The following is a 25,702-nucleotide window of genomic DNA, read 5'->3' on the forward strand; positions in this document are numbered from 1 at the left end:
CCCGGGTGCTCCCGGCACCCGGGCACTTTACTTCTTAGTAACGATAGTGCTCGGGCTTGTACGGGCCGGCGACGTCCAGATCCAGGTACTCAGCCTGGTCCTTGGTCAGCTCGGTCAACTCCACACCGAGGGCGTCCAGGTGCAGGCGGGCCACCTTTTCGTCCAGGACCTTCGGCAGGACGTAGACCTGGTTTTCGTACTCGCGCTCTCCCTCGGGCTGGTCCTTCTTGGTCCACAGCTCGATTTGGGCGATGGTCTGGTTGGCGAACGAGTTGCTCATCACGAAGGACGGGTGCCCTGTGGCGTTGCCCAAATTCAGCAGGCGGCCTTCGGAGAGGACAATGATCGACCGCTCGGCGTCAGTCCCCGCTTCGAAAACCCATTCGTGGACCTGCGGCTTGATTTCCACCTTCTTGATGCCGGGGATCCTGGCCAGTCCGGCCATGTCGATCTCGTTGTCGAAGTGGCCGATGTTGCCCACAATCGCCTTGTTCTTCATGCCCGCCATGTGCTCGGCCATGATGACATCCTTGTTGCCGGTGGTGGTGATGAAGATATCGCCTGTGGCAAGGACGGATTCAAGCTTGGCCACCTGATAGCCGTCCATCGCAGCCTGCAATGCGCAGATGGGGTCGATCTCGGTGACGATGACGCGGGAACCCTGGCCGCGCTGTGCCTCCGCGGCGCCCTTGCCGACGTCGCCATAGCCGCAGACGACGGCGACCTTGCCGCCCATGAGCACGTCCGTTGCACGGTTGATGCCATCCGGCAGTGAGTGCCGGATTCCGTACTTGTTGTCGAACTTGCTCTTGGTGACGGAGTCGTTGACGTTGATGGCGGGGAAGAGCAGCTTGCCCTGTTCAGCCAACTGGTACAGCCGGTGGACACCGGTGGTGGTTTCTTCGCTGACGCCCTTGATGGTGGCGGCCGTGCGGGTCCACTTGTGGGGGTCCGCTGCGAGTGAGCGGCGAAGCACGTCAAGGAAGATGCCGTACTCTTCGGAATCCGTGGGGCCGGCGGAGGGCACGTTGCCCACTGCCTCGAATTCCGCGCCCTTGTGCACCAGCATGGTGGCGTCTCCGCCGTCGTCCAGGATCATGTTGGGGCCAAGTTCCGGGTTGGTCTCCGCGCCCGGCCAGGTGAGGATCTGCTCGGCAGTCCACCAGTACTCTTCCAGCGTTTCGCCCTTCCAAGCGAACACGGGCACGCCCTGGGGGTCTTCCACCGTGCCCTTTCCGACCACTACAGCGGCGGCGGCCTCATCCTGCGTGGAGAAGATGTTGCAGGATGCCCAGCGGACCTCGGCACCCAGTGCCGTGAGCGTTTCAATCAGCACCGCGGTCTGCACCGTCATATGCAGGGATCCTGCGATCCGCGCACCCTTAAGCGGCTGGGTGGGTCCGAACTCCTCGCGGAGGGACATCAGGCCGGGCATTTCGTGCTCTGCCAGGCGGATCTGGTGCCTGCCGGCCTCGGCCAGCGAGATATCGGCAACCTTGTAATCAAAAGCCATGGGTCAATCCTTTACTCTGCCCGGCGGTGGCCGGGTGCTGCTTGCGGCGCCCGGTCCGGGAGCCGCGGCGTGGGTGCCTGTGGTGTGGTGCAGGGAGGGCTAAACGGCCTGGGGTGCGCCGGCGACTGGGTCGTGCTGGCCTGATCCACCCGCAGTCGCTGCTGCCAGCAGTTCGGGCGGAAGAAGGAGGGGGATGCCGTCCTCGATGGCGTAGCGGAGCTTCACTCCGGATTCGTCCGCAACGGCTGCAACAAGTTCCTCGCCGTCCTGGATCAGGGACGCCCCTGTCACGGGGCAACGCAGGATGGACAGGAGTTCTGAACTGATCTTTGGCATTACTCATGCTCCCTGGCGGGCGCGCTGGCGCCGGTAGCGGACGGAATTGCAGCTTCCAGCCTACCGCCAGATGCCCGTCAGGACGGTTCCCGCAGCACGCGGAGGTGGCCCCTGCGGGTACCTTCCGCTCCGGCCGGTGCTTCCAGTGCCGAATGTGGGCCGCGTTTGCCGGACGTTGGCTGCGTCTGGGCAGGCAGCGCGGCGGCATCGCGGACCGCATTGGCCAGGGCCAGGAGGTCATCCGGTCCCGGTTGCTGCGGACTGGAGGGCATGGCCAGGCGCAGAACCTCCCAGCCCCGCGGGACCGTGAGGGAATCAGCGTGCTGCTCGCACAGATCGTAACAATGGGGCTCGGCGTAGGTGGCCAGCGGTCCAAGGACCGCAGTGGAATCCGCGTAGACGTACGTCAGGGTAGCTACCGCTGACTGGCGGCACGCAGATCTTGAACACTGACGGATAGCTCCCACGACATCACAGACTACTCCGTGCAGGCTGCAAAACCCTGCATTGTTGCCACGGGTCGACGCGCCTTCACGGGGGCGGGCCATGTGTCGCGTAAATCCTCCCCCGGGTTTACAGTCAATGTATGCAGTCATCGAACCATGAATCAGGCTTTACGGTCCGGTTGGCTGAGCCGGATACCCGCACGGACGAGCGCACGGCGTCCTCAGGCAAAAGCTTTATGATGCGCCGCCGAAACCGCCACGGGCGGGGTCTTCGGGGCGAAGTGGTGCTCCCCACCCATCCTGGTTACCGCACACGGGCGGACCGCTTTGATGACATGGTGCTGGACTCCGCGCAACGGCTGCACGACATCTGGGGCAAGACCCTCGATGGCGTCCGCTTTGGCGTCGATGAAATCCCGCCGGACCTGGAGCAGTTGGCGGCCAATGCAGCCACTCCCCCCATGGGTTCCTACACCCCTGCCACCGGCGAGGACGGGCCGATGATCACCGTCTACCGGCGCGTGGTGGAGCAGGCATGCGGGAGCGTCGAGGAACTCCAGGACCTGGTCCATGATGTGGTGGTGGAGCACACGGCTGAGATGCTGGGTGTTGCCCCGGAAACCCTCGACCCGGTGTACCGGCGCAGGTACTGACCCCGGCATCAGCAGTTCCTTGCCCCGCTGCATCAACAGGGTCCTGTACCGGAACTGCAGGCTCAGTAACTCAGGGTGACGGGCACTGTTTCCTGGCCCGCGGCTGCCGGCAGGAAGGCCAGTGAGGAAACGTCGTTCCTTCCCTCCTGCTGCAACAACAGTGCACCGTAGGCGGCGTCGCCGGAAGCCGACACTACATAGCCAACGACGTCGGAATCCTCAACCTTTTCGGGGATGGTGATGGACGCCGTCGTTCCACCGGCGATATCGGCGGTGGACGGCGCCCGGACCTTGCCGTCGGCGGTGATGGCCGAATAGGTGATGGTGGCGCGGTTGTCGAGAGCGCCGAAAACCAGGTGGCGCTGGCCCCCCTGTGGAACGGGGACCACGTGCTGGCTGCCCAGCCTGACTCCTGATGCCGCCCACGCGACGTCTGCTGCCTGGGTGTCCTGGAGGCCGCGGGTGACCCGGCTAGCGGCCACGAACGTGACATCCGACGAGGCAACCACAGTGTAATGGCCGGCCGGGACGCCGGTCAGCGGGATTTCCGTGACGGTGCCCGCTTTGGCAGTCATGACTCCCCCATTCGGCAATGCCTTCTGGCCGTCGCGGCCGTAGAGCTTGACCTCCACCACGGCATCAGAAGGACCGGGCACAGTGAGCTGCAGGGCGGGACCTGCGTCCTCGTACCCCGATCTCCCGGTGAGCGCCGCGACCTGGTCCGGGTCCTGGATATCAACGCCAGTCATGACCTGCCGGACGGCTGGCGCGGCTCCGGGTGCGATGAAGTCCACGCCGCCAGGGGTCAGGCCCCGGAGGACACTCTGCTGGATCACGGCTGCAACAGGGCCTCCGGCGCTGCGCACGTGCACGCTCAGCTGGGCCTCCCCCGGAGCCAGGCCAGCCAGAACAACCGGCCGCGATGTACCGGGCGCCACCAGGAGTCCCCGGCTGCCGGGTGCTTGTATCTGCCCGCCGGACCCGAACAGCTCCAGGCTGACAGTGGCCGGTGTGGTGGAAGCGTTGGTAAGAAGAAGCACGGACGTACGGCCCACAGTAGTGCCCGCGCCCGCCAGCCATTGATCATTTGATGGCTGCAGGCAGTTGGCTGCAGCAGTCCCCTGCAGGTCGCCGTCCGTTGCCGTGAACTTCATGGCCGCTGCGGCCGAAGCCTTCTGGCTTGCCAGGGCGTCGGCGCTGAGGACGCTCACCTGGTCAACGGAACGGCCCGCCACCACCCCTGCCAGAATTTCCTGCGAACCGCCTGCGGCACTGGGCTGGGCCTGCTCTTTGGCGATCTCGACGGTTGTTGTTCCGCGCAGGTCCGACAGCCGGCTGGCCGGCAGCACTCCACCGGCACTGAGTACTGCGCCGGTAACCGAGCTGGCGGCAGTTTCGGACTCGGGGCTGAATTGCGGATCAGTGCCCGCTTCGGTGCCTTCAAGCAGCCGGGCCGGGCCTGGGCAGACTCCGACGCTGCTACCGGCAGGAACTGCCGACACCCCGGCCGGTACGGTACGGCTGGAAACGGGCTGCGGGAATACGGAACCGGCCGCCACCACGGCTCCTGCACCGGCGATGATGACGGCGGCGGACGCCAGGCTGGAAAACAGCGCGTTCCGCCCCTTGGCCGCCGGGCGCTTCGACGGCTCGGGGCTTTCCTTGGTTTCGTCGCCGGCGGTGCCGCTTCCCTCTGGTGCTTCCGCTGGCATGGAAGTGTTATGCATTCTGGTGTTCCTTACGCAGCGAGCCTTCGTCCCGGGAAAGACTCGTCCTCTGGCGCCGGGCAGGCATCGGGACCGCGAGCATCACCGTCAGTCCGATGACGGTGGCCTGGGCGATCCCGGACCACAGGGCCCACGGGTTTTCGTATCGCACCGTGAGGTGGCCCGCCGAGGCCGGGAGGGTGAAGGCCTGGGACCATCCCGATGTGGTGGCGGTCAGCCTGCGGCCGTCCAGCCACGCACTCCAGCCGGGATCTGCCCGTTCCGCCAGCACCACAAGCCGGCCCTCCGGCCCCTCGGGAACAGCAGCATCAACGTCGTCGTAGCCCGAAGGGACCAGCGCGATAGCGGCACCACCCGCATCGACAACCCGCACGCGGTGGGCAACATCCGCTGCTTCGAGCACGGGCTGGTTTAGCGGGGAGATCCGCCACAGCCAGCCGACGTCGGTCTGCCCCACTGCAATAAGCCCGGGTACAGCATCCATCCTGCTGGCAGTGAGCTGGGCGGCGGTGTCGGCTGCCCGAAGAACCACAAAGCCGGCGCCGAGCTGTTCCAGGTCGCTCCGGGGGTCCACGCCCTGGCCGGCCACGAGCGTTGCCACTACGCGACGGACCGCGGCAGTGACGTCGTCGTCCTCGCGCACCGTTTCTGATCCCGGACGGCCGAGGATGTTGCGCGCGGAGGCGATGGCCGAAAGGCTATCGAGCGTTGTTCCCGCGCCGCGCATCAGGGAAGCGTTATAGGTGCCGTTCTCGCCGGTGCTGATCAAGAGCGTGCGCGTCTGTTCGGGACCGGTCCCCCGGTCGGTGGCCGTGGCCGGGAGGATGCGAACGCCGGCAGCATCCACGAGGCGGGGCGTGCCCAGGGCAGCGGAAGCCGGTGGTATTTGGGCGGCAGCTACAGAGGACCGGAGGATGTTCTGCGCAGACCAGGCGGCCATTCCTGCAAGGGGTCCGGCAAGCAGGAGCACCATGCCGAATGCTGTCGCTGACTGCAGGGCCCTCTTGTGTTTTACTTTGCCGGCCGCCGCTGCGTTGGCCATTCCCAGGAGGCGTTCTGCTCCCAGGAGGCCGGCACCCAGCAGGGCGAACGCTGCTGCAGAAACCGCTGGTCCGGGGAAGGACGCCACCATGGAGTCGGCATTCATGCCGACAGCCACCCGCCCTGCAAGCCAGCCTCCGGCCAAGGCAATAGTTGCGACAATCCACAGGGACCTGGCAATACCGGCCCGGTTAGCGGGCAGGCATAGGCCCGCCACTGCCAGGAGCAGGACGGGGACGGCAAGAAGGAGGGCAAGCAACAGGGCCCACGGCACGGTGCCGGCCGCAAAATACGGCAGTCCGGCCAGCCCGTCGTTTGAACCGAATTCAAGTGGCTGGCCCAGCAGCTGCTGCCATAGCGGAGCGGCGTCGAAGCCAAGGGGGACGCCGGGATCAGCCAGCAGGGCCCGCGGCCTGTCCAGGGCTGAAAGGCCGAAAGGGATGAACAGGGCTGTGGTGGGCAGCAATGCCCACCATACAGTCCGGCCGCGGCGGCCGAGCAGGAGCCCGCAAAGAACTATCACCACTGTGGCCGGAATCAGCAGGGACGGCGCGGACGCGGTGACAACAGCCAGCGCCAGGCCGGCCGCCGCTGCTGACGTCCACGACGGCATTCCGTTGATCCCTGGTTTTATCGGGGGCCGGTCGGTGAAACGGCGGTCACCGGGAGCCGGCAGCTGGAACCGACCTTGCCCTACCGCGGAGCCGGTGGCACGCAGCAGTGCCAGGACGACCAGTGGAATCATGATGTGCGCAATAAGGGCCCCGGCCCGGCCCTGGTTGAGGGCCACCTGCAGGGCAGGGGCAGCCGCCCAGAAAAGTGCTGCTGCCAGGCGGAGCCGGCGGCGTACTGTCAGCCCGCCTGCCGCAAACCACGCTGTCAGGCCGGAGAGCGGCGTGCTGAGCAGCAGCAGCCAGGCCATGGCGGCATTGGCATCACCGCCACCCAGAAGGCCCAGGATCCAAAGGACGTAGCCGAAGGGGTCCCCGCGACCCGGAAGCCCGGCACCCAACGAGATCCACCAACTGGACGCATGGTGCCAGATGTCGCCCAGGCCGCTTGAAACGGGAATGAGTGCCCCGCCCGATACGCCGGGGGCGCCGAAGATTCCGGTCAAACCCAGAAGGGAGGTGACGGACGCAATGATTACCGCGGCCAGGGCACCATTGCCCACCCAGCCACGCTTGCTGGTGGCAAGCGCCGCGAAGTCATCTGATGCGTCGCCGCTGGGCTGGTTCGCCAAAGGGTCCTGCACAAGGTCGTCCACAGAGCTGCCGTCCGAGCCCAGGGCCTCCATCAGGGAGCGTCTATGGCTCCATACCTCACGGCGGGGTGTCTGGAGCTTCCGGATGACCGACCGACGGATCCGGCGCGTCTTCCTGGCGTTCGCCCTTGCCCTCATGATGGCGCGGGGGCGACCCAGCGCTGCAAAGGTCGCACCAAGCTGAGTGATACCGTGCGCGGGATCCTTGACGGCGATACTCAACACCAGTTTGAAAATGCTGCCGAGAAGGGCAGCCACGCCGTGCACGGGCACCATCCACAGCGGCGCGTGCTTCAGCCGCAGGTGGACCTGGGCCTTCCGCGCTGCGGCAGCGTTGCCCAGCGCGTGCGGCCGGTGCACGACGTGAAACATCCTGGCCGCCGGGACAACCACCACGCGGTGTCCCGCCAGGCGGTTGCGCCAGCAGAAATCGACGTCGTCTCCGCTGCCGGGCAGGGCGGGATCGAAACCGCCGAGTTGTTCCCAGATGTCGCGGCGCACCAGCATTCCGGCGGAATTCACGGCAAAGGTATCGGTGCGGCCGTCGTATTGCCCCTGGTCAAGTTCGTCAGCGTCGATCAGGGTCAGCCGCTCCGCCCAGCGGCTGGTGGAAAGGCCGACGTCCACCAGCTTGCGGCCCGCGTGCCAGTCCAACTGCTTGCAGCCGGCAACTGTGACGGACGGCGCTCGTTCCACTGCGAGGAGAAGTTCGGCGAGGGCTTCAGGAGCCGGCGCGGCGTCGTCGTGAAGCAGCCAGATCCACTCTGACCTGCCGTTGCCGTGATCTCCACCCCAGGGGGCGAGTTGGGCAAGGCCGGTGGATACCGCGGCGCCCATTCCACTCTTCCCGCGGTGGCTTACTACGTGTGCCCCGCCCAGGGCCTGCTCAAGGAGGACTTTGGAATCATCGCGGGACCCGGTATCGACGCCGATGACGTAGTCCGCCGGCCGGGTCTGGTCCGCCAAGGCTGCCAGGGTTCTGGGGAGATAATCACTGCCGTTGTGGGCGACCACAACGGCAGTGACGTGAACATCCTGTTGAATTAGATTGCTCGCTTCCTTAGCCGCCGGCGCTCACGCTCGGAAAGGCCGCCCCAGATGCCGAATCGTTCGTCGTTGGCCAGGGCGTACTCAAGGCACTGGGATCGCACATTGCAGGCGCCGCAGACCTTTTTGGCGTCGCGGGTGGAGCCACCCTTTTCGGGGAAGAACGCCTCGGGATCGGTTTGGGCGCACAGCGCATCCGTCTGCCAGCCGAGCTCGCCTTCGTCGCCAAAGTCCTGCTGGAAAGGCAGCCCGATCCAAACGGGCTGCGCCGGTCCGGAAGTCAGTTCCATCGGAGGATCGAGCTCGTCCTCAGGGTCCTGCCCGCCGCCCAGGAGTGCTTCATGCGCGGCAAGGAAAGCTGTGGCCTGGTCCTGCAGGAGGTCCTTATTGTTCGTGTTGAACCGCTCCGCAGCATCAGGATCCGCCGGGTCTACGTACCAATCACTGGGCACCCCCCGCGCACGGTATCTGGCCGTTGCCTGACCGGCCACGACGGCATCTTCCTGGATACGCTCTGCTTGCCCCACGGCGACCCTCCTGATGTTGCAGCTTCTGCCTGGATACGTGGACACTCGGTTGTGTGCCGGTATTTACGCAGTTGCCTTTAGTTATCTAATTACACGCGTGTAACTAGGGTGAGTCAAGCCGCTGGCCGGATAATAATCACCTGTAGCAACCAATATGGTGCACGCCACGCCCGGTAATTTTCACTGGACGGCGCGATTCCGGCCGACATCAGCGGGTCAGGCGGCGGAAAGCCTCAAAAAACCGCCTGTTGGCGCGGAAAGTACCCGGCCGCCCGATGAATAGCAAGCACGCTTAGCATCAGATGATGTGATAAGTATCACGCATTTCGCTGGGTTTTCTGCGCGGCTGGAGCCGGCTTGGTGACCTGCTGTGGTGCCGGTGGCAGGATTGAGGCATGACTACCCCGGCAATCGATCTGATGACCAGCCTTCGATCAGGCAACTCCACCGCTCCGCGCCTCACCTGGTACGGCCCTGACTCGGAGCGCGTGGAGCTGTCCGGAAAGGTGCTGGACAATTGGGTGGCCAAAACCAGCAACCTCCTCCAGGACGAACTGGACGCCGAACCGGGCATGCGCCTGGCGCTCGACCTGCCTGCCCACTGGAAGGGCATGGTCTGGGCACTTGCCGCCTGGCAGCTCGGCCTTGAAACGGTCCTGGATGGCGGCGCGGCGGACCTCCTGGCCACCACCCGGCCGGAGCCGGCAGCAGGAAAGTATGGTGCCGTCGTGGCCGTTGCGCTGCCCGCGCTGGCTATGCGCTGGGACGGCGCCCTTCCGGCAGGCTGCCTGGATTACGCAGCGGAAGTGCGCTCCCACGGAGACGTGTTTATGCAGCACGCCGAGGCCGACCCCTCGGCTTGCGCGATTGTTGGGCAGGACGGCCGCCGGCACCTGCACCAGGACCTGCTTGACGGGTTCGCAGTCCCCCACGAGGAGGGCGTGCGGTTGCACATCCCAGGGCGGGACGGACTGGAGGCAGCGCTGGCGAACGCGCTGGGCGCATGGCGGCGCGGGGGTTCTGTGGTGATAACGCACCCCGATGTCGAGCCCACCGACAAGCTGCTGGCCGCGGAACGCATCCACGGCAACTGAACGGCCGCCGTGTCGCCTGGCCTACTTCTGCGGCCGGGCCGGGTCCTCCGTGAGGGGCTCGGGCTCCGCTGCACCGGCACCATCGCCGCTGTCCCTGCTGCCATGGTGGTGGAGTTCGATGAGCTCGTGGTCGTGTGAGAACTCCGGTTCCTGGTCCAGTTCCTTGTTGAACACCAGGAACCGGTAGGCAAAGAACCTGACAACAGTGGCCACGAGGATGCCCGCTACTCCCGCGAAGAAGAGCATGTTTTTGTCGGTGACGCCCAGCCCATACTTGGCAAGGGCGGTAAAGCCTGTGGAAATCCCGATGCCTATCCCGTTGATGAGGATGAACATCAGGAACTCGCGGAGTACGTTGTCCTGCCGCCGGTGCCGGAAGGTCCAGAGGCGGTTCGCTACCCAGGAAAAGATCGTTGCCACTGACGCACCTACAAAACGGGCCTTGGCCTCGCTGTCCGTCATTGGGCCATGCATGAGGTAATACGTCATGCCGTTATCGATGACGAAAGCCACACCGCCGACGGCGCCGAACTTGGCCACTTCGCGCCAAAAAAGCGAGGCGAGCCCCCGGATGCGATCTGCAAGCGTGCTAAACATGACCCTCCATGGCCGTTGAACGATGGGCCACACGGCCAGAGGTCCATTTTAGCCCTTCAAATTCCTGTGGCGGTCCGGCAGCCACCCCTAATGCCGTGCCACAGAACCGTCCTGGAGCCCAAAAAACCACTCATGAAGGCAGGAAACGCGGGATCCGGGCTGGTCTTCGGTAGGCTGGCCCATGTGACTTTTCCAGTAATAGGTGTAGTTGGCGGCGGCCAGCTTGCGCGAATGATGGCCCCAGCCGCAACCGCACTCGGCTTCGAACTCCGCGTCCTTGCTGAAGGCGACGACGTCTCAGCCGTCTCGGCAGTGCCCTCCTCACCGGTGGGCGACTACAAGGACCTGCAGACCCTCCTGGAGTTCTCCGAGGGCCTGGACGTCATGACCTTTGACCACGAGCATGTTCCCACGGCGCATCTGCGGGCGCTGCAGGAAGCCGGCGTCAACGTCCAGCCCGGCCCCGATGCCCTGGTTCATGCGCAGGACAAGCTGGTAATGCGCTCCGCCATTGACCGGCTGGAACTTCCCAACCCCGCCTGGGCTTCGGTGGCGGACGTGGCCGCGCTTGTCAGCTTCGGGGAGGACACCGGATGGCCTGTGGTCCTGAAGACTCCCCGGGGCGGCTACGACGGCAAAGGTGTCCGGATCATTTCCTCAGCGGAGGAGGCTGCCGACACCGCTGAATGGTTTGAGGCCATGAGTCCCCTCCTGGCGGAAGCAAAAGTTGATTTCACCCGCGAGCTTTCCGCTTTGGTTGCCAGGACGCCCGACGGCGAAGCCCGGGCCTGGCCCGTGGTGCACACAATCCAGGTCGACGGGGTGTGCGACGAAGTCATAGCCCCTGCCTTGGACATTCCGGTGGAGGTTGCGGCCGCCGCAGAGGATGCTGCCTTGCGGATAGCCCAGGAACTGGGTGTGACAGGGGTCCTGGCAGTGGAACTCTTCGAAACCCCCGGCATCGGCGCAGGGTTCCTCATCAATGAACTGGCCATGCGCCCGCACAACACCGGGCACTGGACGCAGGACGGGTCGGTCACCAGCCAGTTCGAACAGCACCTTCGCGCCGTCCTTAACCTCCCGCTGGGCGCCACCGACGTGCTGGGTCCGGTAGTGGTGATGAAGAACTTCCTGGGCGGCGACAACCAGGACCTGTTTTCCGCCTTCCCGCTGGCGCTGGCCAGCGAGCCGGCGGCCAAGGTGCACTGCTACGGCAAGTCGGTGCGCCCGGGCCGGAAGATTGGCCACGTTAACCTGGTGGGCTCGTCCACAACGGAGGTTGATTCCGTTCGACGCCGGGCAGGCACCGTAGCGGGCATCATCCGGGACGGGCGGGTACCCGCCGAAGAACCGCCAGCAATTTTTGAGGAGAAAGCATGAGTCCCGAAGCCACCCCCGCCCCCGGTCCTGCCGGCAACCCGCTGGTGGGCCTGGTGATGGGATCGGACTCGGACTGGCCGGTCATGGAAGCCGCGGCTGACGCCCTGGCAGAGTTCGGCATTCCGTTCGAAGCTGACGTTGTGTCCGCCCACCGGATGCCTACCGAAATGATCCGCTATGGCCAGACAGCGCACGAGCGCGGGCTGAGGGTAATCATCGCCGGCGCCGGCGGTGCCGCCCATTTGCCGGGGATGCTGGCCAGCGTCACTCCACTCCCCGTGATCGGAGTGCCGGTTCCGCTGAAGACCCTGGACGGTATGGACTCCCTGCTCTCCATCGTTCAGATGCCTGCCGGCGTTCCCGTGGCTACGGTTTCCATCGCCGGAGCCCGTAACGCCGGGCTCCTGGCGGTCCGGATGCTCGCAGCAGGCACCGACGAGCTTGCGGCATCACTGCGCGCCGACCTCCTCGAATTCGCCGCAGACCTCAATGCCGTAGCCGCCCGCAAGGGAGCAAACCTGCGGCAGAAGGTCAGCGAGGTTTTCGCCGAAGCCAACGGTCCGCTCCGGGGCAGCCGTTAGGAAGGCGGCCATGACCAGCAGCAAGGTCCAGCAGTCCCTTTCCGGCACAGCGCTCACCGACCCGGTCCGCTACCCATCCAGCGCTTCCTTCCCGGTGCGGACCAAGCGCGGCTTCGTCCTTGTGCTTCTGACCCTCCTGGTGCCAGGCAGCGCGCAGCTTGTGGCCGGGGACCGTAAACTGGGCCGCGCGGCGTTGAGGGTGACGCTCTGTGTCTGGGCAGCCCTGGTGCTTGCGGTGCTCCTGCTGCTGCTCAACCGGACCCTTCTCATCAACATCATCACCAACCCCTTCGCCTCGCTGGCACTGGTGATCCTGCTGGTGGCACTGGCTGCCGGCTGGGCAATCCTGTTTATCAACACCCTGCGGCTCATCCGCCCGGTCCTGCTGGCGCCGCAGGCGCGGCCCGCCGTCGTCATTGCCCTGGTGTTGGCGATGGTCCTTGGCAGTGGGTCCCTTGGTTACGCTGCGTACCTGCTCAATGTGGGACGGAACGCGATCGGCAGCATCTTCTCCTCCGGCCCCGCCATCGACCCGGTGGAGGGCCGCTACAACTTCCTGATGATGGGAGGCGATGCCGGTGGGGACCGTACCGGCCGGCGCCCGGACAGCCTGTCCGTCCTCAGCGTGGACGCCACGACGGGCCAGACCGCGATCATCTCCGTACCCCGTAACTTGCAGAACGCCCAGTTCAGCGAGGACTCGCCCATGCGCACCGTCTATCCGGACGGCTACAACTGCGGGGACGACTGCCTGATTAATGCCATCAACACCGAAGTGACAAACGAATACGCCGACCTTTACCCCGGCGTGGCCGACCCCGGTGCGCAGGCAACCCTTGAGGCCGTCTCCGGAACGCTGGGCCTTACTGTCCAGGCGTACGTTTTGGTGGATATGCAAGGCTTCTCCTCTCTCATCGACGCCATGGGCGGCATCCGGATCAAGGCCGGCGGCTGGGTTCCCATGAGCGGCTTCTTCGACGATTTCACCCAAACTCACGGTATGCCCCTCGGGTGGATCCCGGCCGGAGAACAAACACTCAACGGAGACCAGGCGCTGTGGTACGGACGGTCACGCGAGTACGTGGACGACTACGCCCGCATCCAGCGCCAGCAATGCGTGCAGCAGGCCATGCTGAAGCAGCTGGATCCCGCTACGCTGCTGGCCAAGTTCGAGGACATCGCCAACGCAGGAACGAAGGTGGTGGAATCAAACATCTCCTCATCGCAGCTGGGCAGCTTTGTGGACCTCGCCATCAAGGCGAAAGGCCAGGACGTCAAACGGCTCACCATTGGCCCGCCGGACTTCGACGCCTCGTTCTCCACCGTTCCGGACTTCGATGATATTCACTCCCGTGTGGACCAGTTGCTCGCATCTGCATCCGCGCAGGGGGCGCAGTCGGCAGGAGTTCCCGACGACGTCATGGTAGTCCCGGCCGCAGGCGCCGGGCCTGTCCAGGCGGCAGGAGCCTCGCCTGCGGGCCTGCCGGCAGGCCGCACCGCGATGCAGCAGCCCGCGCCGTCGGATTTTGTCCCGGTGACCACTACTCCCGACGGTGAGCCGATTACGGAAGAGATGCTGACCCAGCTCAAGCGCGAAGGCAACGAGGAGGCCATCCGGCAGCTCGTGGCCACCAACGGCCAATGCGCGCCGTTGTAGCCAGCATCCCCATCAGACCTACCTAGGAAACGGACACTGCCTTGTACGAGATCGATAATGTCCTCCGGAATTATGCCTGGGGATCGACGACGGCGATCGCCGCCTTGCTCGGGCGGCCGGAGTCGGGCGAACCGGAAGCAGAGTTGTGGATTGGCGCGCACCCGGACTCACCATCCGTGGCCCACCTGCCCGGGGACGGGTCCACCATGACCCTCGATGCCCTGATCGCGGGCGACCCGGTGCATTTCCTCGGCGCAGACTCCGTGGCGCGGTTTGGTCCGCGGTTGCCGTTCCTTGCCAAAATTCTGGCGGCTGCCCAGCCGCTCTCCCTGCAGGTCCACCCAAGCCTGGAGCAGGCGAGGGCGGGCTTCGCACGGGAGAACGCCCAGGGCCTCGCCGCCGACGCCCCCAACCGGAATTACCGGGATGACAACCACAAGCCCGAGATGATTCTTGCCCTGACGCCGTTTGAAGCCCTGTGCGGTTTCCGCCCGGCGGGCCAGGCCCGGGAGATCCTGCAGCACGTTGCCGCAGCTTTTGACGCCGTGGAGGGCGAGCCGCCCGCGCTGATCAGCTCACTGCTGGCGGATCTTGAGGACAGCAACGAAGGCGCCGGTTTGCGGAAGGCCTTCGAGCGCTTGATCTCCGGCGGCACGTCCGTGGCTGAGGACACGGCCCTGGTGGTGGCCGCGCTGCTTTCCGGAGCGCCGCTTGCCCCCTTCGACGCCGAACTTGCGACGGCCATCAGCCTCAATGAAAAGTACCCCGGTGATCCGGGAGTCCTGATCTCGCTGCTGCTGAACCCCATCTCGCTGGAGCCGGGTGAGGCGGTCTACCTGCCGGCCGGGAACGTCCACGCGTACCTGCACGGCCTCGGCGTTGAGGTCATGGCGTCCTCTGACAACGTACTGCGGGGCGGCCTCACCCCAAAGTTCGTTGACGTCCCCGAACTGCTGCGGACCGTCGACTTCCACCCCGTGGCCGTGCCGATGCTCGAGGCCGAGCGGACGGTGATGGACCAGGAGCTTTTCCGCCCGCCTTTCGAGGAGTTCCAGCTGCAGCGGATTGAACTTACTCCCGACGCAGGACCCGTCCCGTTGGCACAGTCCGGCGCGGCAGTGGTGATTGTGGTGGCCGGGGATGTCTACCTGGATTCACCCAAGGGCGACCTCCAGCTTTCCCGGGGCGGGAGCGCTTTCCTGGCTGCCGCCGAGGCGCCCGTCAATGTTCATCCGGTAGCCGGCAGCACTGAACCCGCGCTGGCATTCGCTGTGACGACGGGCTTGCGGGAGGGTCTCGCCCGCGCCTAGCAAAAAGGGCGACGACGGCACCATGGCAGGTGCCGTCGTCGCCCTTGTCCTGAGGCTGCTAGGTGCCCCGGCGCACCTTCCGGATCAGTGGCCGGACCCTCCCGGCAGCAGTCTTCAGGAGCCGGCGTGCTGTTTGGAGTCCACGGCGTGCCAGGGGCATGGCCTGGGCATACGCCGGGTACAGCGGCGAGAGCGGCTTCTCCCAGGTTCCCAGGAGCATGTTCTCGTGCTTCGCGAACTGCTTCTTGAAGTCGGAAATGCCGTCGTTGAGGAGGCCGTTGAAGTCATAGCGTCCGCAGCCGTCCTCGCGCATGGCCTGCAGGGCTGCCCATTTCACGCCGTAATTGACGCGCTGCTTCTGCCCTTCCGCGGAGACACCGCCGTAAAGCTCGAAAGCGGTGGAACCGCTCTTGGCGAGCCAGACGAACGCCAGCAACTGCTCGCCGTCGAAGGCCCCGATAATCGGTGAGCCATCCCCCATGTTCCGGAAGATGTCCCGGTAGTACTGGTCCTCGTGGATCCCGAACCCGGCGCGTTCGGCCGTCTCGTGGTAGATCGCGAGCACCTGCTCAAGTTCGGCGTCGTTCTTTACCTTGCGGAACTCGACGTCGCTGCGCATCGCCTTGCGGATGTTCGCGCGGGTGGACTTGGACATGTCAGCCATGAGTTCGTCATCGGATTTGGTGAGGTCAAGGATCAGCGTGCGCGGGATCAGTACCGTATTGGTCGATGAATGGAATCCTGCATCTTTCACCGCAGCCGCGTATGGCGAGTCCTGGTCCCAGTCCGGTTCAATGCTGAGAGCGACTCCCCGGTGGCGGACGGCAGCGTGCCCGGCAAGGCTGGCGAGGACGGCCTGCGCATCTTCCGGCGCACACATAGGCCCCCGGGGAATGTAGACCAGTGCGCGGAAGGGCAGCGGCAGCCGCCGGATCAGCAGCTGAGCGCAGCCGATGGTGTTGTCCCCATCTTTCAAAAGCACCCGGTCAACGGACCAGCCGTGCATGGCCTTGGTCTCACCCCAGCCCCAGAGCTGTTGCGGGTGCCCCTGGAACCGGTCGACGTATTCGTCCCAAAGGGCGCGGTCAGTACAGGGCACAACAGCTGGAATCATGGCTTAAACCCTATACCAACGCATTAACGCCAAAGCCCCGGAATGCGCTGGGCGCTCTCCGGGGCTCCGTCTGGCGTGGGGCCTGGATCAGCTCTTGCGGGCGTAGGCTTCCCACTTGCTGGCCTGGTGCTCGCCGTCCACAAAACGGATGGTGCCGGACTTGGAACGCATCACGATGGACTGGGTCAGGACCTTGTCCTTGGAGTAGCGGACGCCCTTGAGCAGGTCGCCGTCGGTAATGCCGGTAGCGGCGAAGTAGCAGTTGTCGCTCGAGACGAGGTCGTTGGTGGAGAGGACCCGCTCCAGGTCGTGGCCTGCGTCGATGGCCTTCTGTTTCTCTTCGTCGCTGGTGGGCCACAGCCGGCCCTGGATGACGCCTCCCAGGGTCTTGATGGCGCAAGCGGCCACGATGCCCTCGGGGGTGCCGCCGATGCCCATTAGGGCGTCCACGCCAGTGCCCGAGCGGGCCGCTGCGATGGCGCCGGCAACGTCACCGTCCATGATGAACTTGGTGCGGGCGCCCGCCTCGCGGATTTCTTCAACCAGCGGGCGGTGACGGTCGCGGTCCAGGATCATGACGTTGAGCTGGTTGACCTTGACGCCCTTGGCCTTGGCGATCAGGTGCAGGTTCTGCTTCACGGGGAGGCGAAGGTCCACCATGTCCGCGGCTTCAGGACCGGTGACCAGCTTCTCCATGTAGAACACGGCGGAGGGGTCGAACATCGATCCGCGCTCGGCCACAGCCAGGACGGCCAGGGCGTTGTTGATGCCAAGTGCGGTGAGCCGGGTTCCATCGATGGGGTCCACTGCCACATCGCATTCCGGACCGGTGCCATCGCCCACGCGTTCGCCGTTGAAGAGCATGGGGGCTTCGTCTTTTTCGCCTTCGCCGATGACCACTACGCCGTTGAAGTGGACGGTCTGAAGGAAGGAGCGCATGGCGTCAACGGCAGCGCCGTCGGCCGTGTTCTTGTCGCCGAAGCCTACCCAGTGTCCGCCGGCGATTGCTGCCGCTTCGGTAACGCGGACGAGCTCGAGGGCAAGGTTGCGGTCCGGCTCATCGTTGCCCACCGCCAGGGAGGGTGAGATCGTGGAGTACTTCTGGGTCATGGACGCTGGTGACACGTGAACCTCTTCTTCGAGTGGCGATCATTGAACCCGCCCAGCCGGAACAGCCGCGCGGTGATTCCTCTGATATCGATCATAGTCGCGGCACCGGGTTCCGGCTGCGGGATGACGCGGCCGCGCAATGTAGTCCGAAGGTAGTTGCCGGAGCGGCAGCGGCCACGGCGGACCGAGTGTGAGTTGGGGACCGGCATGGGCGACTATAGAGGGGTGAATGAAATGCAGGAAAAGACCAGTCCCTCCCCCGAACCAGCAGGATCCGGAAGCAACAGCGGATCCAGCGCGGCCGGAGGGCAGGACCCGGTTAAGCCTGTCATTCCGGCGGCGGCAGCCAAGCGGGCCAACGCCTCCGTGATCGGGATGATCATTGCCCTGGTGCTGAGCATCGCCGCGTTCCTGCCCATCGTCCTGATGAACCCCTCCCCGAAGAGTGACGGCTACCGTCCCAATATCGACGTCAGCGCCGCGGCCCGGAATGCAACGGACGTGGCAGGATTCACGCCGGTAGCGCCGGACACCGGCAAATCCTTCCGGCCCAACTACGCCAGGTGGGAAGGTGGCACGGGAAGCGGCGTGCCTGCATGGGAGGTCGGCTATATCACGCCGAAGGAGTCCTTCATTGGACTGGTCCAGACCCGTACGGCCAACCCCACCTGGCTGCTTCAGCAAACGAAAAATGCTCCTGTTACCGGGTCCCGCAACGCGGGCGGCCGGGAATGGGAGCTCCGCGATACCGGCAAGGGCGAAAAATCAATGGTGCTGGAGTACCGCGGCACCACTGTCATCCTCACCGGCTCCGCCCCGCTGGACGAGTTCGGCACCCTGGCAGACGCCGTCGTGAAGTCCCTGGACAGCAATCCTGCCGTCACAGTTTCACCTGCGGCCACCACCGCCCCCTAAAGTAAGCAGGGTGACTACCTATCTGACTCCTGCCCTTGCCTGGCGCCGGATGCGCGAAGGAAATGAACGCTTCGTGGCCGGCCAGTCCTCCCACCCGAACCAGGACTCCTCGCGCCGGTCCTCGCTGGTGGAGAACCAGCACCCGTTCGCCGTGATTTTCGGCTGCTCGGACTCCCGGCTCGCCGCCGAGATTATTTTCGACGTCGGACTGGGTGACGTTTTTGTGGTCCGTACGGCAGGGCAGGTCATTGACGACGCCGTCCTCGGCTCGCTGGAGTACAGCGTGGGTGTGCTCGGCGTGCCGCTGATCGCCATCCTGGGACACGACAGCTGCGGTGCTGTCAGCGCCACCAAGGCGGCAGTGGACACCGGTGAGATGCCGGCGGGCTTCATTCGCGACCTGGTAGAGCGGATCACCCCGTCTGTGCTGACCTCAATTCGCCAGGACAAGCACGAGGTCAACGACATGGTGGTGGAGCACGTCAAGCAGACCGCCCAGCGGCTGGTGGACAGCTCGCGTGTGATTTCGGACGCAGTTGAAAGCGGGCGCACCGCCGTTATCGGCCTCTCGTACAGCCTGGCCGAGGGCCGCGCCAACGTTGTTTCCGGGATCGGTGAGCTCTAGGGCGGGGGTTAAAACCCGCCCGTAGCATGCTCTTCACGGTTTTCGATGGGATGCAGGATCGCCCTAAGCTAGCCCCATGACTTCCACTGAAGAGTTCCGCATTGAACATGACACGATGGGCGAAGTCCGCGTCCCCGTGAACGCACTGTACCGCGCGCAGACGCAGCGGGCAGTGGAGAATTTCCCTATCTCCGGCAAGACCCTGGAACGCGCGCACATTGAAGCGCTGGCAAGGGTCAAGAAGGCTGCTGCCCAGGCCAACGCTGAACTGGGTGTGCTCGACGGCGAGCTTGCCAAGGCCATCGCAGACGCCGCTGATGAGGTGGCCACCGGAAAGTACGACGGCGATTTCCCCATCGACGTCTTCCAGACCGGCTCCGGCACCTCCTCGAACATGAACACCAACGAGGTCATCGCCGAGCTTGCCACCCGTGCACTGAAGGCCGCCGGCAGCGACAAGGTTGTCCACCCGAACGACCACGTCAACGCCTCGCAGTCCTCCAACGACGTCTTCCCCACGTCGGTGCACGTGGCAGCGACGTCCGCCCTGATCAACGACCTCATCCCGGCTCTCGGCTACCTGGCCGAGTCCTTGGAGCGCAAGGCCGTGGAGTTCAAGGACGTCGTCAAGTCCGGCCGCACCCACCTGATGGATGCCACCCCCGTGACGCTTGGCCAGGAATTCGGCGGCTACGCTGCCCAGGTCCGCTACGGCATTGAGCGCATCAACGCTTCCCTTCCCCGCGTCGCCGAGGTTCCCCTGGGCGGCACGGCCGTGGGCACCGGCATCAACACCCCGGCCGGTTTCCCCGAACGCGTGATCGAACTGCTCGCCACGGACACCGGCCTGCCCCTGACCGAGGCCCGCGACCACTTCGAAGCGCAGGCCAACCGTGACGGCCTTATCGAGGCGTCCAGCCAGCTGCGCAACATCGCCATCTCGTTCATGAAGATCAACAACGACCTCCGCTGGATGGGCTCCGGTCCCAACACCGGCCTGGGCGAAATCGCCATTCCGGACCTGCAGCCGGGCTCTTCGATCATGCCCGGCAAGGTCAATCCGGTCATCTGCGAGGCGTCCATCATGGTGGCTGCGCAGGTTATCGGGAACGACACAGCCATCGCCTGGTCCGGGACCAACGGTGCCTTCGAGCTGAACGTCGGCATCCCGGTGATGGCGTCCAACCTGCTGGAGTCCATCCGCCTGCTGGCCAACACCAGCCGCGTCATGGCCGACAAGATGATCGACGGCATCACCGCCAACGTGGAGCGTGCCCGCTTCCTGGCTGAGGCCTCGCCGTCCATCGTTACCCCGCTGAACAAGTACATCGGCTACGAGAACGCAGCCAAGATCGCCAAGACGGCCGTGGCCGAAGGCCTCACCGTCCGCCAGGCCACCGAGAAGCTCGGCTTTGTCGGTGACGGCGAGGGCAAGGTCTCCGAAGCCGACCTCGAGAAGGCCTTGGACGTTACCACCATGACCTCCCCGGCCCACAAGGCTTAGCCCCCAGCGCCTACCACTCAAGTACGACGACGGCCGGTACCTTTCCCGCGAAGGTACCGGCTGTCGTCGTACTGTTCTCTGCCTCCTGCGCCAGGTCCTCAAAAGTTGCACTAACGTCCCGAGAGTGCAAAACTTTACTTTGTGAATGAAAGTGCAGTTATTGAGGGTGGCCTCCGCGAACGGAAGCGCGCCGCCACCCGTGCAGCCATCACTGCCGCCGCACGGGCACTGACAGCCGAACATGGCCTCAACGGCTACACGGTGGAGGAAGTATGCGAGCGCGCCGACATTTCCCGCCGCACCTTCTTCAATTACTTCCCCACCAAGGAAGACGCGATTATCGGCCACGCGGACGATGACATCCCCGTGGACGTCATCGAGGAATTCATTGAGGGCGGCGCCTCGTCGCCGCCCGGTGAAATCTCCCCAACCCTGTTCCAGGACCTGGTGCGGCTCTCCCTGCGGCTTTCCGAGGGCATGGCCGGCTCCGAGGAGGACACCCGGCAGCTCATCGGCGTGATCAAAAAAGAGCCGCAGCTGATCCTGAGGATTATCGGCGTCACGGAACAGCGCGAAGCGCAGTTCGCCCGCGACGTCGCCCGCCGGGAAGGCGTAGCCGCGGACCATCCCGTGGTGCAGATGGCCGTGGTGCTGCTTGGCACTATCGCCCGCAAGAGCAGCATGGCCTACTTCTCCGACGGCAACACACGCCCCTACCCCGACCTGCTGATGGAAAACATCACGGCCGCCAGCACGCTCTTCTCCCAGCCTCTCGCACACCCTGACACCCCCGCCGCAGAAGGACAACCATGAGTATCGCCACCAAGCCCGCAGCGGGGCCCCTGCTGCTGACGCAGAAACGCATCTGGATCATCTTCTCGGCGCTGATCGCCGGGATGCTGCTGTCCAGCCTCGACCAAACAATTGTCTCCACCGCCATGCCCACCATCGTGGGCAAGCTCGGCGGGGTGGAACACCAGGCCTGGATTACTACCGCCTACCTGCTGGCCACCACCATCGTGATGCCCATCTACGGCAAGTTCGGTGACGTCCTGGGCCGGCGAAATCTGTTTCTTATAGCCATCGCGTTGTTTACGCTCGCCTCGGTGGGCTGTGCCCTTGCCACGGATTTCTGGGGCTTCGTGGTCTTCCGGGCCATCCAGGGCCTTGGCGGCGGCGGCCTGATGATCCTCTCGCAGGCGATCATTGCGGACATAGTGCCGGCCAAGGACCGCGGCAAGTACATGGGGCCGCTGGGCGCCATCTTCGGCCTTTCTGCCGTGGCCGGCCCCCTGCTGGGTGGATTCTTCGTGGACCACCTGACCTGGGAATGGGCTTTTTACATCAACATCCCCATCGGCATCGCAGCCTTCGCCATTGCCTGGTTCACACTGACACTGCCGAACAAGAAGGCTGAAAAGCGGATCGACATCCTGGGTGTTGTGCTGCTGTCCGCAGCCACCACCTGCCTCATCTTCTTCACCGACTTTGGCGGAAAGAAGGACGAGGGCTGGGACTCCCCCCTTACCTGGGCCTTTGGCGCCGGCATGGTCCTGTCCGCCGCAGCCTTCGTAATGGTGGAGCGCCGGGCCGAGGATCCAATCATTCCCCTGAGCCTGTTCCGCAACCGGATCTTTGTCAACGCCACGGCCATCGGTTTCACCCTTGGCCTGGGCATGTTCTCCGCAATTGCTTTCGTCCCCACGTTCCTGCAGATGTCCTCCGGCACCTCTGCGGCCGAGTCCGGCCTGCTGATGCTGCCGATGATGGCGGGCCTGATGGGCACCTCCATCTACTCGGGCATCCGGATCTCCAAGACCGGAAAGTACAAGCTGTATCCCATCCTGGGGGCGGCCTTCACCATGGCTGCGATGCTTTGGATGACCACCCTCGCTGCCAGTACACCCATCTGGGTGATCTGCGTCCAGCTGTTCATCTTCGGAGCCGGCCTGGGCCTCATCATGCAGGTAGTGGTCCTTGTGGTGCAGAACTCCGTCCCCGCGGACCAGATCGGCACCGCCACCAGCACCAACAACTACTTCCGCGAGGTGGGCGCCGCAATGGGCGTTGCAGTCTTCGGTGCCATTTTTACCAACCGCCTCTCCGAGTCCCTCACCAGCGCATTCACCGGTGCAGGAGCGTCCGCGGACCAGGCGGCCCAGTCCACCAGCACCCTGGACCCACGAGCGCTGAGCCAGCTTCCGGAGCAGCTGCGCGATTCGATCGTCAACGCCTACGCCGAGTCGCTCGCCCCGGTCTTCTGGTACCTGATCCCGTTCATCGCGGTTGCCTTGATCCTGGCCGTCACGCTGAAGCAGATCCCCTTGTCGGACACTGCCGGAATGGTGGCCCGGGGCGAAGCCGTGGGCGGTGAGGAGGCCGAGCGCCTTGCCGCCGGCCTGCCGGACAATGCCAAGGACGACGACGGCGAGCTGGTCTCCCAGCGCAACTGACCGCCGTCGTACTAAAAGGATTGCCTAGTGCGGACGGTCAGGGTTCGAAGTGGGCGGCTTCGGCCGGAGCGAGGGCTCGGTGGATGCTGGTGAGGTGACCGGGCATCAGCTCAGGGAGCTCATCGACGCCGAACCAGCCCACCGCCAGCGACTCGTCGTCATTCACGCGGGCAGTCCCGGAGACGTAGCGGCAGCGGAACACCACGTCCAGGAATTCGCACACATCGCCGTTGGGGTAGGTGAACGGACCTACAGCCCCTACAGACACAAGCCGCTCCGGTTCCGCCACTACCGCCGTTTCCTCAAAGATCTCCCGCACCAGGCCTCGGGCTGGCTCCTCGCCCGGCTCCAGCATTCCGCTGACCAGCGCCCACTGTTTGTTGTCGGCCCGCTGGGCGAGCAGGACGCGCCCCGCATCATCAATCACTACGCCCCGGACCCCGGGGACCCAGAGCGGATCGTTGCCGATTTTCTTGCGGAGTTTCAGGATGTAGTCAGGCGCAGGCATCCCGCCAGCCTACCGAAACAGCCAGCCAGCTCTACCCATAAGCCAGGCAGGTCCAGGCTCACGCCGCATGTTGGGTCACGCCGGCAGCAGCATGGCCGCGGCTGCACCGGCGAGCATAAACGGTCCGAAGGGGATGGACGATTTCAGCGTCCCCCTGCGTGCAGCCAGAAGTGCGATTGACCAGAGCCCGCCGAGGAGGAAAGCCAGGAAGGTACCTGCAAACAGGTGTCCCCAGCCGAGATAACCGAGGTACATCCCCAGGACGCCAGCGAGTTTCACATCCCCGAAACCCATGCCGGGCGGATACGCGAACCGCAGGATGAAGTAGAAAAGCCACAGGATGGCGGCACCGGCCACAACCCGGAGCGCCGGTACAGCCATGAGTTCCGCGACGGGACCGGCAGTGCCCTGGCCTGTGGCGGCGCTGGCCCCGGCTCCGGCTAAGGCAGTTGCCGCAAGGAGCAGGACACCGGCCACGGCGTAGGAAGGGAAGACGATCCGGTTGGGCAGGAGGTGATGCCGGACGTCAATCACCGTGAGCCGGACGGCCATCACCGCGAAGTAGGCGCAGGCAGCAAGCACCAGCCAGAAGGCCAGCGGGGTGTGCTGCCATAATTCGCCCAATCGTTGGATCACCCTCGGATGCTACTGGATTTCCGCCCGCCGCCGCACCGCCCGCGCGTAAACTGTGGATATGGCGACGTGGGACTCCCGGCACCGGATGGATCCGGACACCACTTCAGCCGCCGCGCACCCTGCCCTTTTCCGGAACCTTTGCAGGTCCTCGCCCTGGAAATGGCAGTCCCTGCGCTTTGAGTATTGGGATGAGCCCTTCGCGGATGCGCCTAGCCCTACGGCGTCCCTGGTGCGGGCGTGGCTTCGGCGGCCGGGCGCACTTCGTCTTGAAACCGCGGACGGACTTGTCCTGCACAGCACCACGGGAATCAACGATTCCCGGGACGGACTCTATGTCAGTGCCACCCGGAAGTCCTGGCTTCTGCCACCGCACCTGGTGACGCCCGTTTACGACGAGCATGGCCTGGTGCGCAGGCGGCCGGAAGCAGCCTATGGCGAGCCAGGGTTCGGCAACGGGCGGTTCGCCGCGGCCTTGGATCCTGTGGAACTGGCCGGGAACGCCCCAGTGCCTCTGGAGTTTCCCGGCAGCAATGCGGTGGAGATACAGGAAGTCCGGCAGCAGGAGCACGAAGGACGCCCTGTCCTTGAAGCAGTTGTAATCCCCACAGCCGCGTACCATCCGGCCCATCCGGCAGCGCCGCTGTGCCTTCCCGGCAGATCCCGGATACGGGTGGACCTGGGCACCGGCGTATGTGTGGCAAGCCAGTCGCTGGAACCGGGGTCGGAGGACTACGGTCACTGGCTGCGCATCCTCGCGGTGGACGAGTACATGCTGGACGACCTCTTCCTGGCCCAGTCAATGAATCTCACAGACGTCCGGCAGCACATCCCCTGGGAGGTCCCTGCCTCACTGTGACAGGCCGCAGCAGGGCGCATCCGCTAGGCTTCGCTGATGACATCTCTGAGCGACGTTTGGCCACTTTTCGGCCTGAGGATGGCCACACCGCGGCTGGAACTCCGCCCCATCCAGGACCATGAAATTCCTGCGGCCGTTGCAGCAGCAAGGAGCGGCATCCACGAGGCGGGCAGGAGCCCGTTCAGCACTCCGTGGACTGAGCTTCCGGCAGATGAACTGGGGCCGAATATGGCCCGCTGGTACTGGCGCTGCCGGGCCGAATGCTCCCCCGAATCCTGGACCCTGCTCCTGGGCATCTGGCATGAGGGCGCCTTCATCGGCTGCCAGGACGTCGGCGCCAAGGATTTCGCCGCGCTCAAGACCGTCACCACAGGCTCCTGGCTGAAGCAGTCAATGCAGGGCCGCGGGTTCGGCAAGGAGATGCGCGCCGCCATCGCCCTCTATTCCTTCGACTGGTTGGGCGCCGAAGCAGCAGAGTCCGAAGCAGCCACGTGGAACGAAGCCTCCCTCGGCGTCTCCCGCTCCCTCGGCTACGAACTGAACGGCACCACAAGGCAAGCCTGGGGCACCAAGGTCGAAACAGTCGAGCACGTCCGGCTCACCCCGGAGACATTCAAACGCCCCGACTGGACCCTGCGGGTCGAGGGCCACGAACCTGCAGCGAAGTTCCTGAAGGTCAGTTAGTGCCCCACCGTGGCTGGTTCGTCCGTCCCCCCAGCGCTTCGCCGTTCCTTAGGTTCGCCGCGGCCGGGTTCGTCCGCCCTCAGCGCATCGCGGCGCATCGGGCTCCTGAGGTCGCCCAGCGACC

At 65.1% G+C, this 25,702-nt stretch carries 24 protein-coding genes; 13 read left to right on the forward strand and 11 right to left on the reverse strand.

Annotation, left to right across the window (positions count from 1 at the left end; all coding sequences use genetic code 11):
* Positions 1-34: 34 nt before the first annotated feature.
* The 3 genes from ahcY to AC5RUQ_RS11350 form a co-directional block, all read right to left on the reverse strand.
* Entirely contained in the window at positions 35-1,513 is a 1,479-nt protein-coding gene (ahcY, locus tag AC5RUQ_RS11340; protein WP_493947424.1) for an adenosylhomocysteinase, read from the reverse strand.
* Positions 1,514-1,612: 99 nt separating this feature from the next.
* A complete protein-coding gene (locus AC5RUQ_RS11345) occupies positions 1,613-1,849 on the reverse strand; it encodes a Trm112 family protein (RefSeq protein ID WP_493947425.1) in 237 nt (78 codons plus the stop codon).
* A 77-nt stretch (positions 1,850-1,926) separates the two neighbouring features.
* Complete coding sequence (locus AC5RUQ_RS11350) at positions 1,927-2,316, reverse strand: DUF3499 domain-containing protein (RefSeq protein WP_493947426.1); 390 nt, start codon at positions 2,314-2,316, stop codon at positions 1,927-1,929.
* Positions 2,317-2,435: 119 nt separating this feature from the next.
* Here AC5RUQ_RS11350 and AC5RUQ_RS11355 point away from each other — a divergent pair, with 119 nt between their 5' ends.
* A complete protein-coding gene (locus AC5RUQ_RS11355; protein WP_493947427.1) occupies positions 2,436-2,948 on the forward strand; it encodes a metallopeptidase family protein in 513 nt (170 codons plus the stop codon).
* A 62-nt stretch (positions 2,949-3,010) separates the two neighbouring features.
* On the opposite strand, the gene AC5RUQ_RS11360 is transcribed toward AC5RUQ_RS11355, so the two are convergent.
* The 3 genes from AC5RUQ_RS11360 to AC5RUQ_RS11370 are packed head-to-tail and all read right to left on the reverse strand — an operon-like array spanning position 3,011 to position 8,554.
* Positions 3,011-4,675: a DUF5719 family protein gene (locus AC5RUQ_RS11360; protein ID WP_493947428.1), complete on the reverse strand. Its 1,665-nt coding sequence runs from the start codon at positions 4,673-4,675 to the stop codon at positions 3,011-3,013.
* A complete protein-coding gene (locus AC5RUQ_RS11365; protein ID WP_493947429.1) occupies positions 4,668-7,994 on the reverse strand; it encodes a glycosyltransferase in 3,327 nt (1,108 codons plus the stop codon). The genes AC5RUQ_RS11360 and AC5RUQ_RS11365 overlap by 8 nt, the downstream gene beginning before the upstream one ends.
* A 29-nt stretch (positions 7,995-8,023) precedes the next feature.
* Positions 8,024-8,554 (reverse strand): WhiB family transcriptional regulator, encoded by a 531-nt coding sequence (locus tag AC5RUQ_RS11370; RefSeq protein ID WP_493947430.1) that lies wholly within the window; start codon positions 8,552-8,554, stop codon positions 8,024-8,026.
* Between the two features lie 395 nt (positions 8,555-8,949).
* On the opposite strand from AC5RUQ_RS11370, the gene AC5RUQ_RS11375 reads away from it, so the two are divergent.
* Entirely contained in the window at positions 8,950-9,648 is a 699-nt protein-coding gene (locus AC5RUQ_RS11375) for a TIGR03089 family protein (protein ID WP_493947431.1), read from the forward strand.
* Between the two features lie 21 nt (positions 9,649-9,669).
* Here the strand turns inward: AC5RUQ_RS11375 and AC5RUQ_RS11380 are convergent, their stop codons facing one another.
* Positions 9,670-10,245 carry a GtrA family protein gene (locus tag AC5RUQ_RS11380; RefSeq protein ID WP_493947432.1) on the reverse strand — a complete coding sequence of 192 codons (576 nt, stop codon included), beginning with the start codon at positions 10,243-10,245 and terminating at the stop codon, positions 9,670-9,672.
* 183 nt (positions 10,246-10,428) lie between these two features.
* Here AC5RUQ_RS11380 and AC5RUQ_RS11385 point away from each other — a divergent pair, with 183 nt between their 5' ends.
* The 4 genes from AC5RUQ_RS11385 to manA are packed head-to-tail and all read left to right on the forward strand — an operon-like array spanning position 10,429 to position 15,173.
* Positions 10,429-11,625, forward strand: a complete 1,197-nt coding sequence (locus AC5RUQ_RS11385; protein ID WP_493947433.1) for a 5-(carboxyamino)imidazole ribonucleotide synthase — start codon at positions 10,429-10,431, stop codon at positions 11,623-11,625.
* On the forward strand, positions 11,622-12,206 hold the full coding sequence (purE, locus tag AC5RUQ_RS11390) for a 5-(carboxyamino)imidazole ribonucleotide mutase (RefSeq protein WP_493947434.1): 585 nt from the start codon (positions 11,622-11,624) through the stop codon (positions 12,204-12,206). Before AC5RUQ_RS11385 ends, purE begins: the two co-directional genes overlap by 4 nt.
* A 10-nt stretch (positions 12,207-12,216) precedes the next feature.
* Positions 12,217-13,863, forward strand: coding sequence for an LCP family protein (locus tag AC5RUQ_RS11395; RefSeq protein WP_493947435.1), 1,647 nt, complete (start codon positions 12,217-12,219; stop codon positions 13,861-13,863).
* Between the two features lie 41 nt (positions 13,864-13,904).
* On the forward strand, positions 13,905-15,173 hold the full coding sequence (manA, locus tag AC5RUQ_RS11400; protein ID WP_493947436.1) for a mannose-6-phosphate isomerase, class I: 1,269 nt from the start codon (positions 13,905-13,907) through the stop codon (positions 15,171-15,173).
* Between the two features lie 58 nt (positions 15,174-15,231).
* Here the strand turns inward: manA and AC5RUQ_RS11405 are convergent, their stop codons facing one another.
* Entirely contained in the window at positions 15,232-16,287 is a 1,056-nt protein-coding gene (locus tag AC5RUQ_RS11405) for a lipid II:glycine glycyltransferase FemX (protein ID WP_493947437.1), read from the reverse strand.
* Between the two features lie 87 nt (positions 16,288-16,374).
* A complete protein-coding gene (gene glpX, locus AC5RUQ_RS11410; protein ID WP_493947438.1) occupies positions 16,375-17,397 on the reverse strand; it encodes a class II fructose-bisphosphatase in 1,023 nt (340 codons plus the stop codon).
* A 234-nt stretch (positions 17,398-17,631) separates the two neighbouring features.
* Between glpX and AC5RUQ_RS11415 the strand changes: the two genes are divergently transcribed.
* The 5 genes from AC5RUQ_RS11415 (at position 17,632) to AC5RUQ_RS11435 (ending at position 22,894) form a co-directional block, all read left to right on the forward strand.
* A complete protein-coding gene (locus tag AC5RUQ_RS11415; RefSeq protein WP_493947699.1) occupies positions 17,632-18,312 on the forward strand; it encodes a DUF4245 domain-containing protein in 681 nt (226 codons plus the stop codon).
* Positions 18,313-18,322: 10 nt separating this feature from the next.
* Positions 18,323-18,937 (forward strand): carbonic anhydrase, encoded by a 615-nt coding sequence (locus AC5RUQ_RS11420; protein ID WP_493947439.1) that lies wholly within the window; start codon positions 18,323-18,325, stop codon positions 18,935-18,937.
* A 76-nt stretch (positions 18,938-19,013) separates the two neighbouring features.
* Complete coding sequence (locus tag AC5RUQ_RS11425) at positions 19,014-20,441, forward strand: class II fumarate hydratase (RefSeq protein ID WP_493947440.1); 1,428 nt, start codon at positions 19,014-19,016, stop codon at positions 20,439-20,441.
* Between the two features lie 141 nt (positions 20,442-20,582).
* Entirely contained in the window at positions 20,583-21,254 is a 672-nt protein-coding gene (locus AC5RUQ_RS11430; RefSeq protein WP_493947441.1) for a TetR/AcrR family transcriptional regulator, read from the forward strand.
* Positions 21,251-22,894: an MDR family MFS transporter gene (locus AC5RUQ_RS11435; RefSeq protein WP_493947442.1), complete on the forward strand. Its 1,644-nt coding sequence runs from the start codon at positions 21,251-21,253 to the stop codon at positions 22,892-22,894. Before AC5RUQ_RS11430 ends, AC5RUQ_RS11435 begins: the two co-directional genes overlap by 4 nt.
* A gap of 37 nt (positions 22,895-22,931) precedes the next feature.
* Here the strand turns inward: AC5RUQ_RS11435 and AC5RUQ_RS11440 are convergent, their stop codons facing one another.
* On the reverse strand, positions 22,932-23,402 hold the full coding sequence (locus AC5RUQ_RS11440; RefSeq protein WP_493947443.1) for an NUDIX hydrolase: 471 nt from the start codon (positions 23,400-23,402) through the stop codon (positions 22,932-22,934).
* Positions 23,403-23,477: 75 nt separating this feature from the next.
* Positions 23,478-24,038 (reverse strand): prepilin peptidase, encoded by a 561-nt coding sequence (locus AC5RUQ_RS11445; RefSeq protein WP_493947444.1) that lies wholly within the window; start codon positions 24,036-24,038, stop codon positions 23,478-23,480.
* Between the two features lie 58 nt (positions 24,039-24,096).
* Between AC5RUQ_RS11445 and AC5RUQ_RS11450 the strand changes: the two genes are divergently transcribed.
* Both AC5RUQ_RS11450 and AC5RUQ_RS11455 read left to right on the forward strand, forming a co-directional pair.
* Positions 24,097-24,894 (forward strand): hypothetical protein, encoded by a 798-nt coding sequence (locus AC5RUQ_RS11450; protein ID WP_493947445.1) that lies wholly within the window; start codon positions 24,097-24,099, stop codon positions 24,892-24,894.
* A gap of 36 nt (positions 24,895-24,930) precedes the next feature.
* Complete coding sequence (locus AC5RUQ_RS11455) at positions 24,931-25,578, forward strand: GNAT family N-acetyltransferase (protein WP_493947446.1); 648 nt, start codon at positions 24,931-24,933, stop codon at positions 25,576-25,578.
* Positions 25,579-25,702: the final 124 nt, after the last annotated feature.

This window comes from Arthrobacter sp. MDT2-3, from assembly GCF_059090465.1.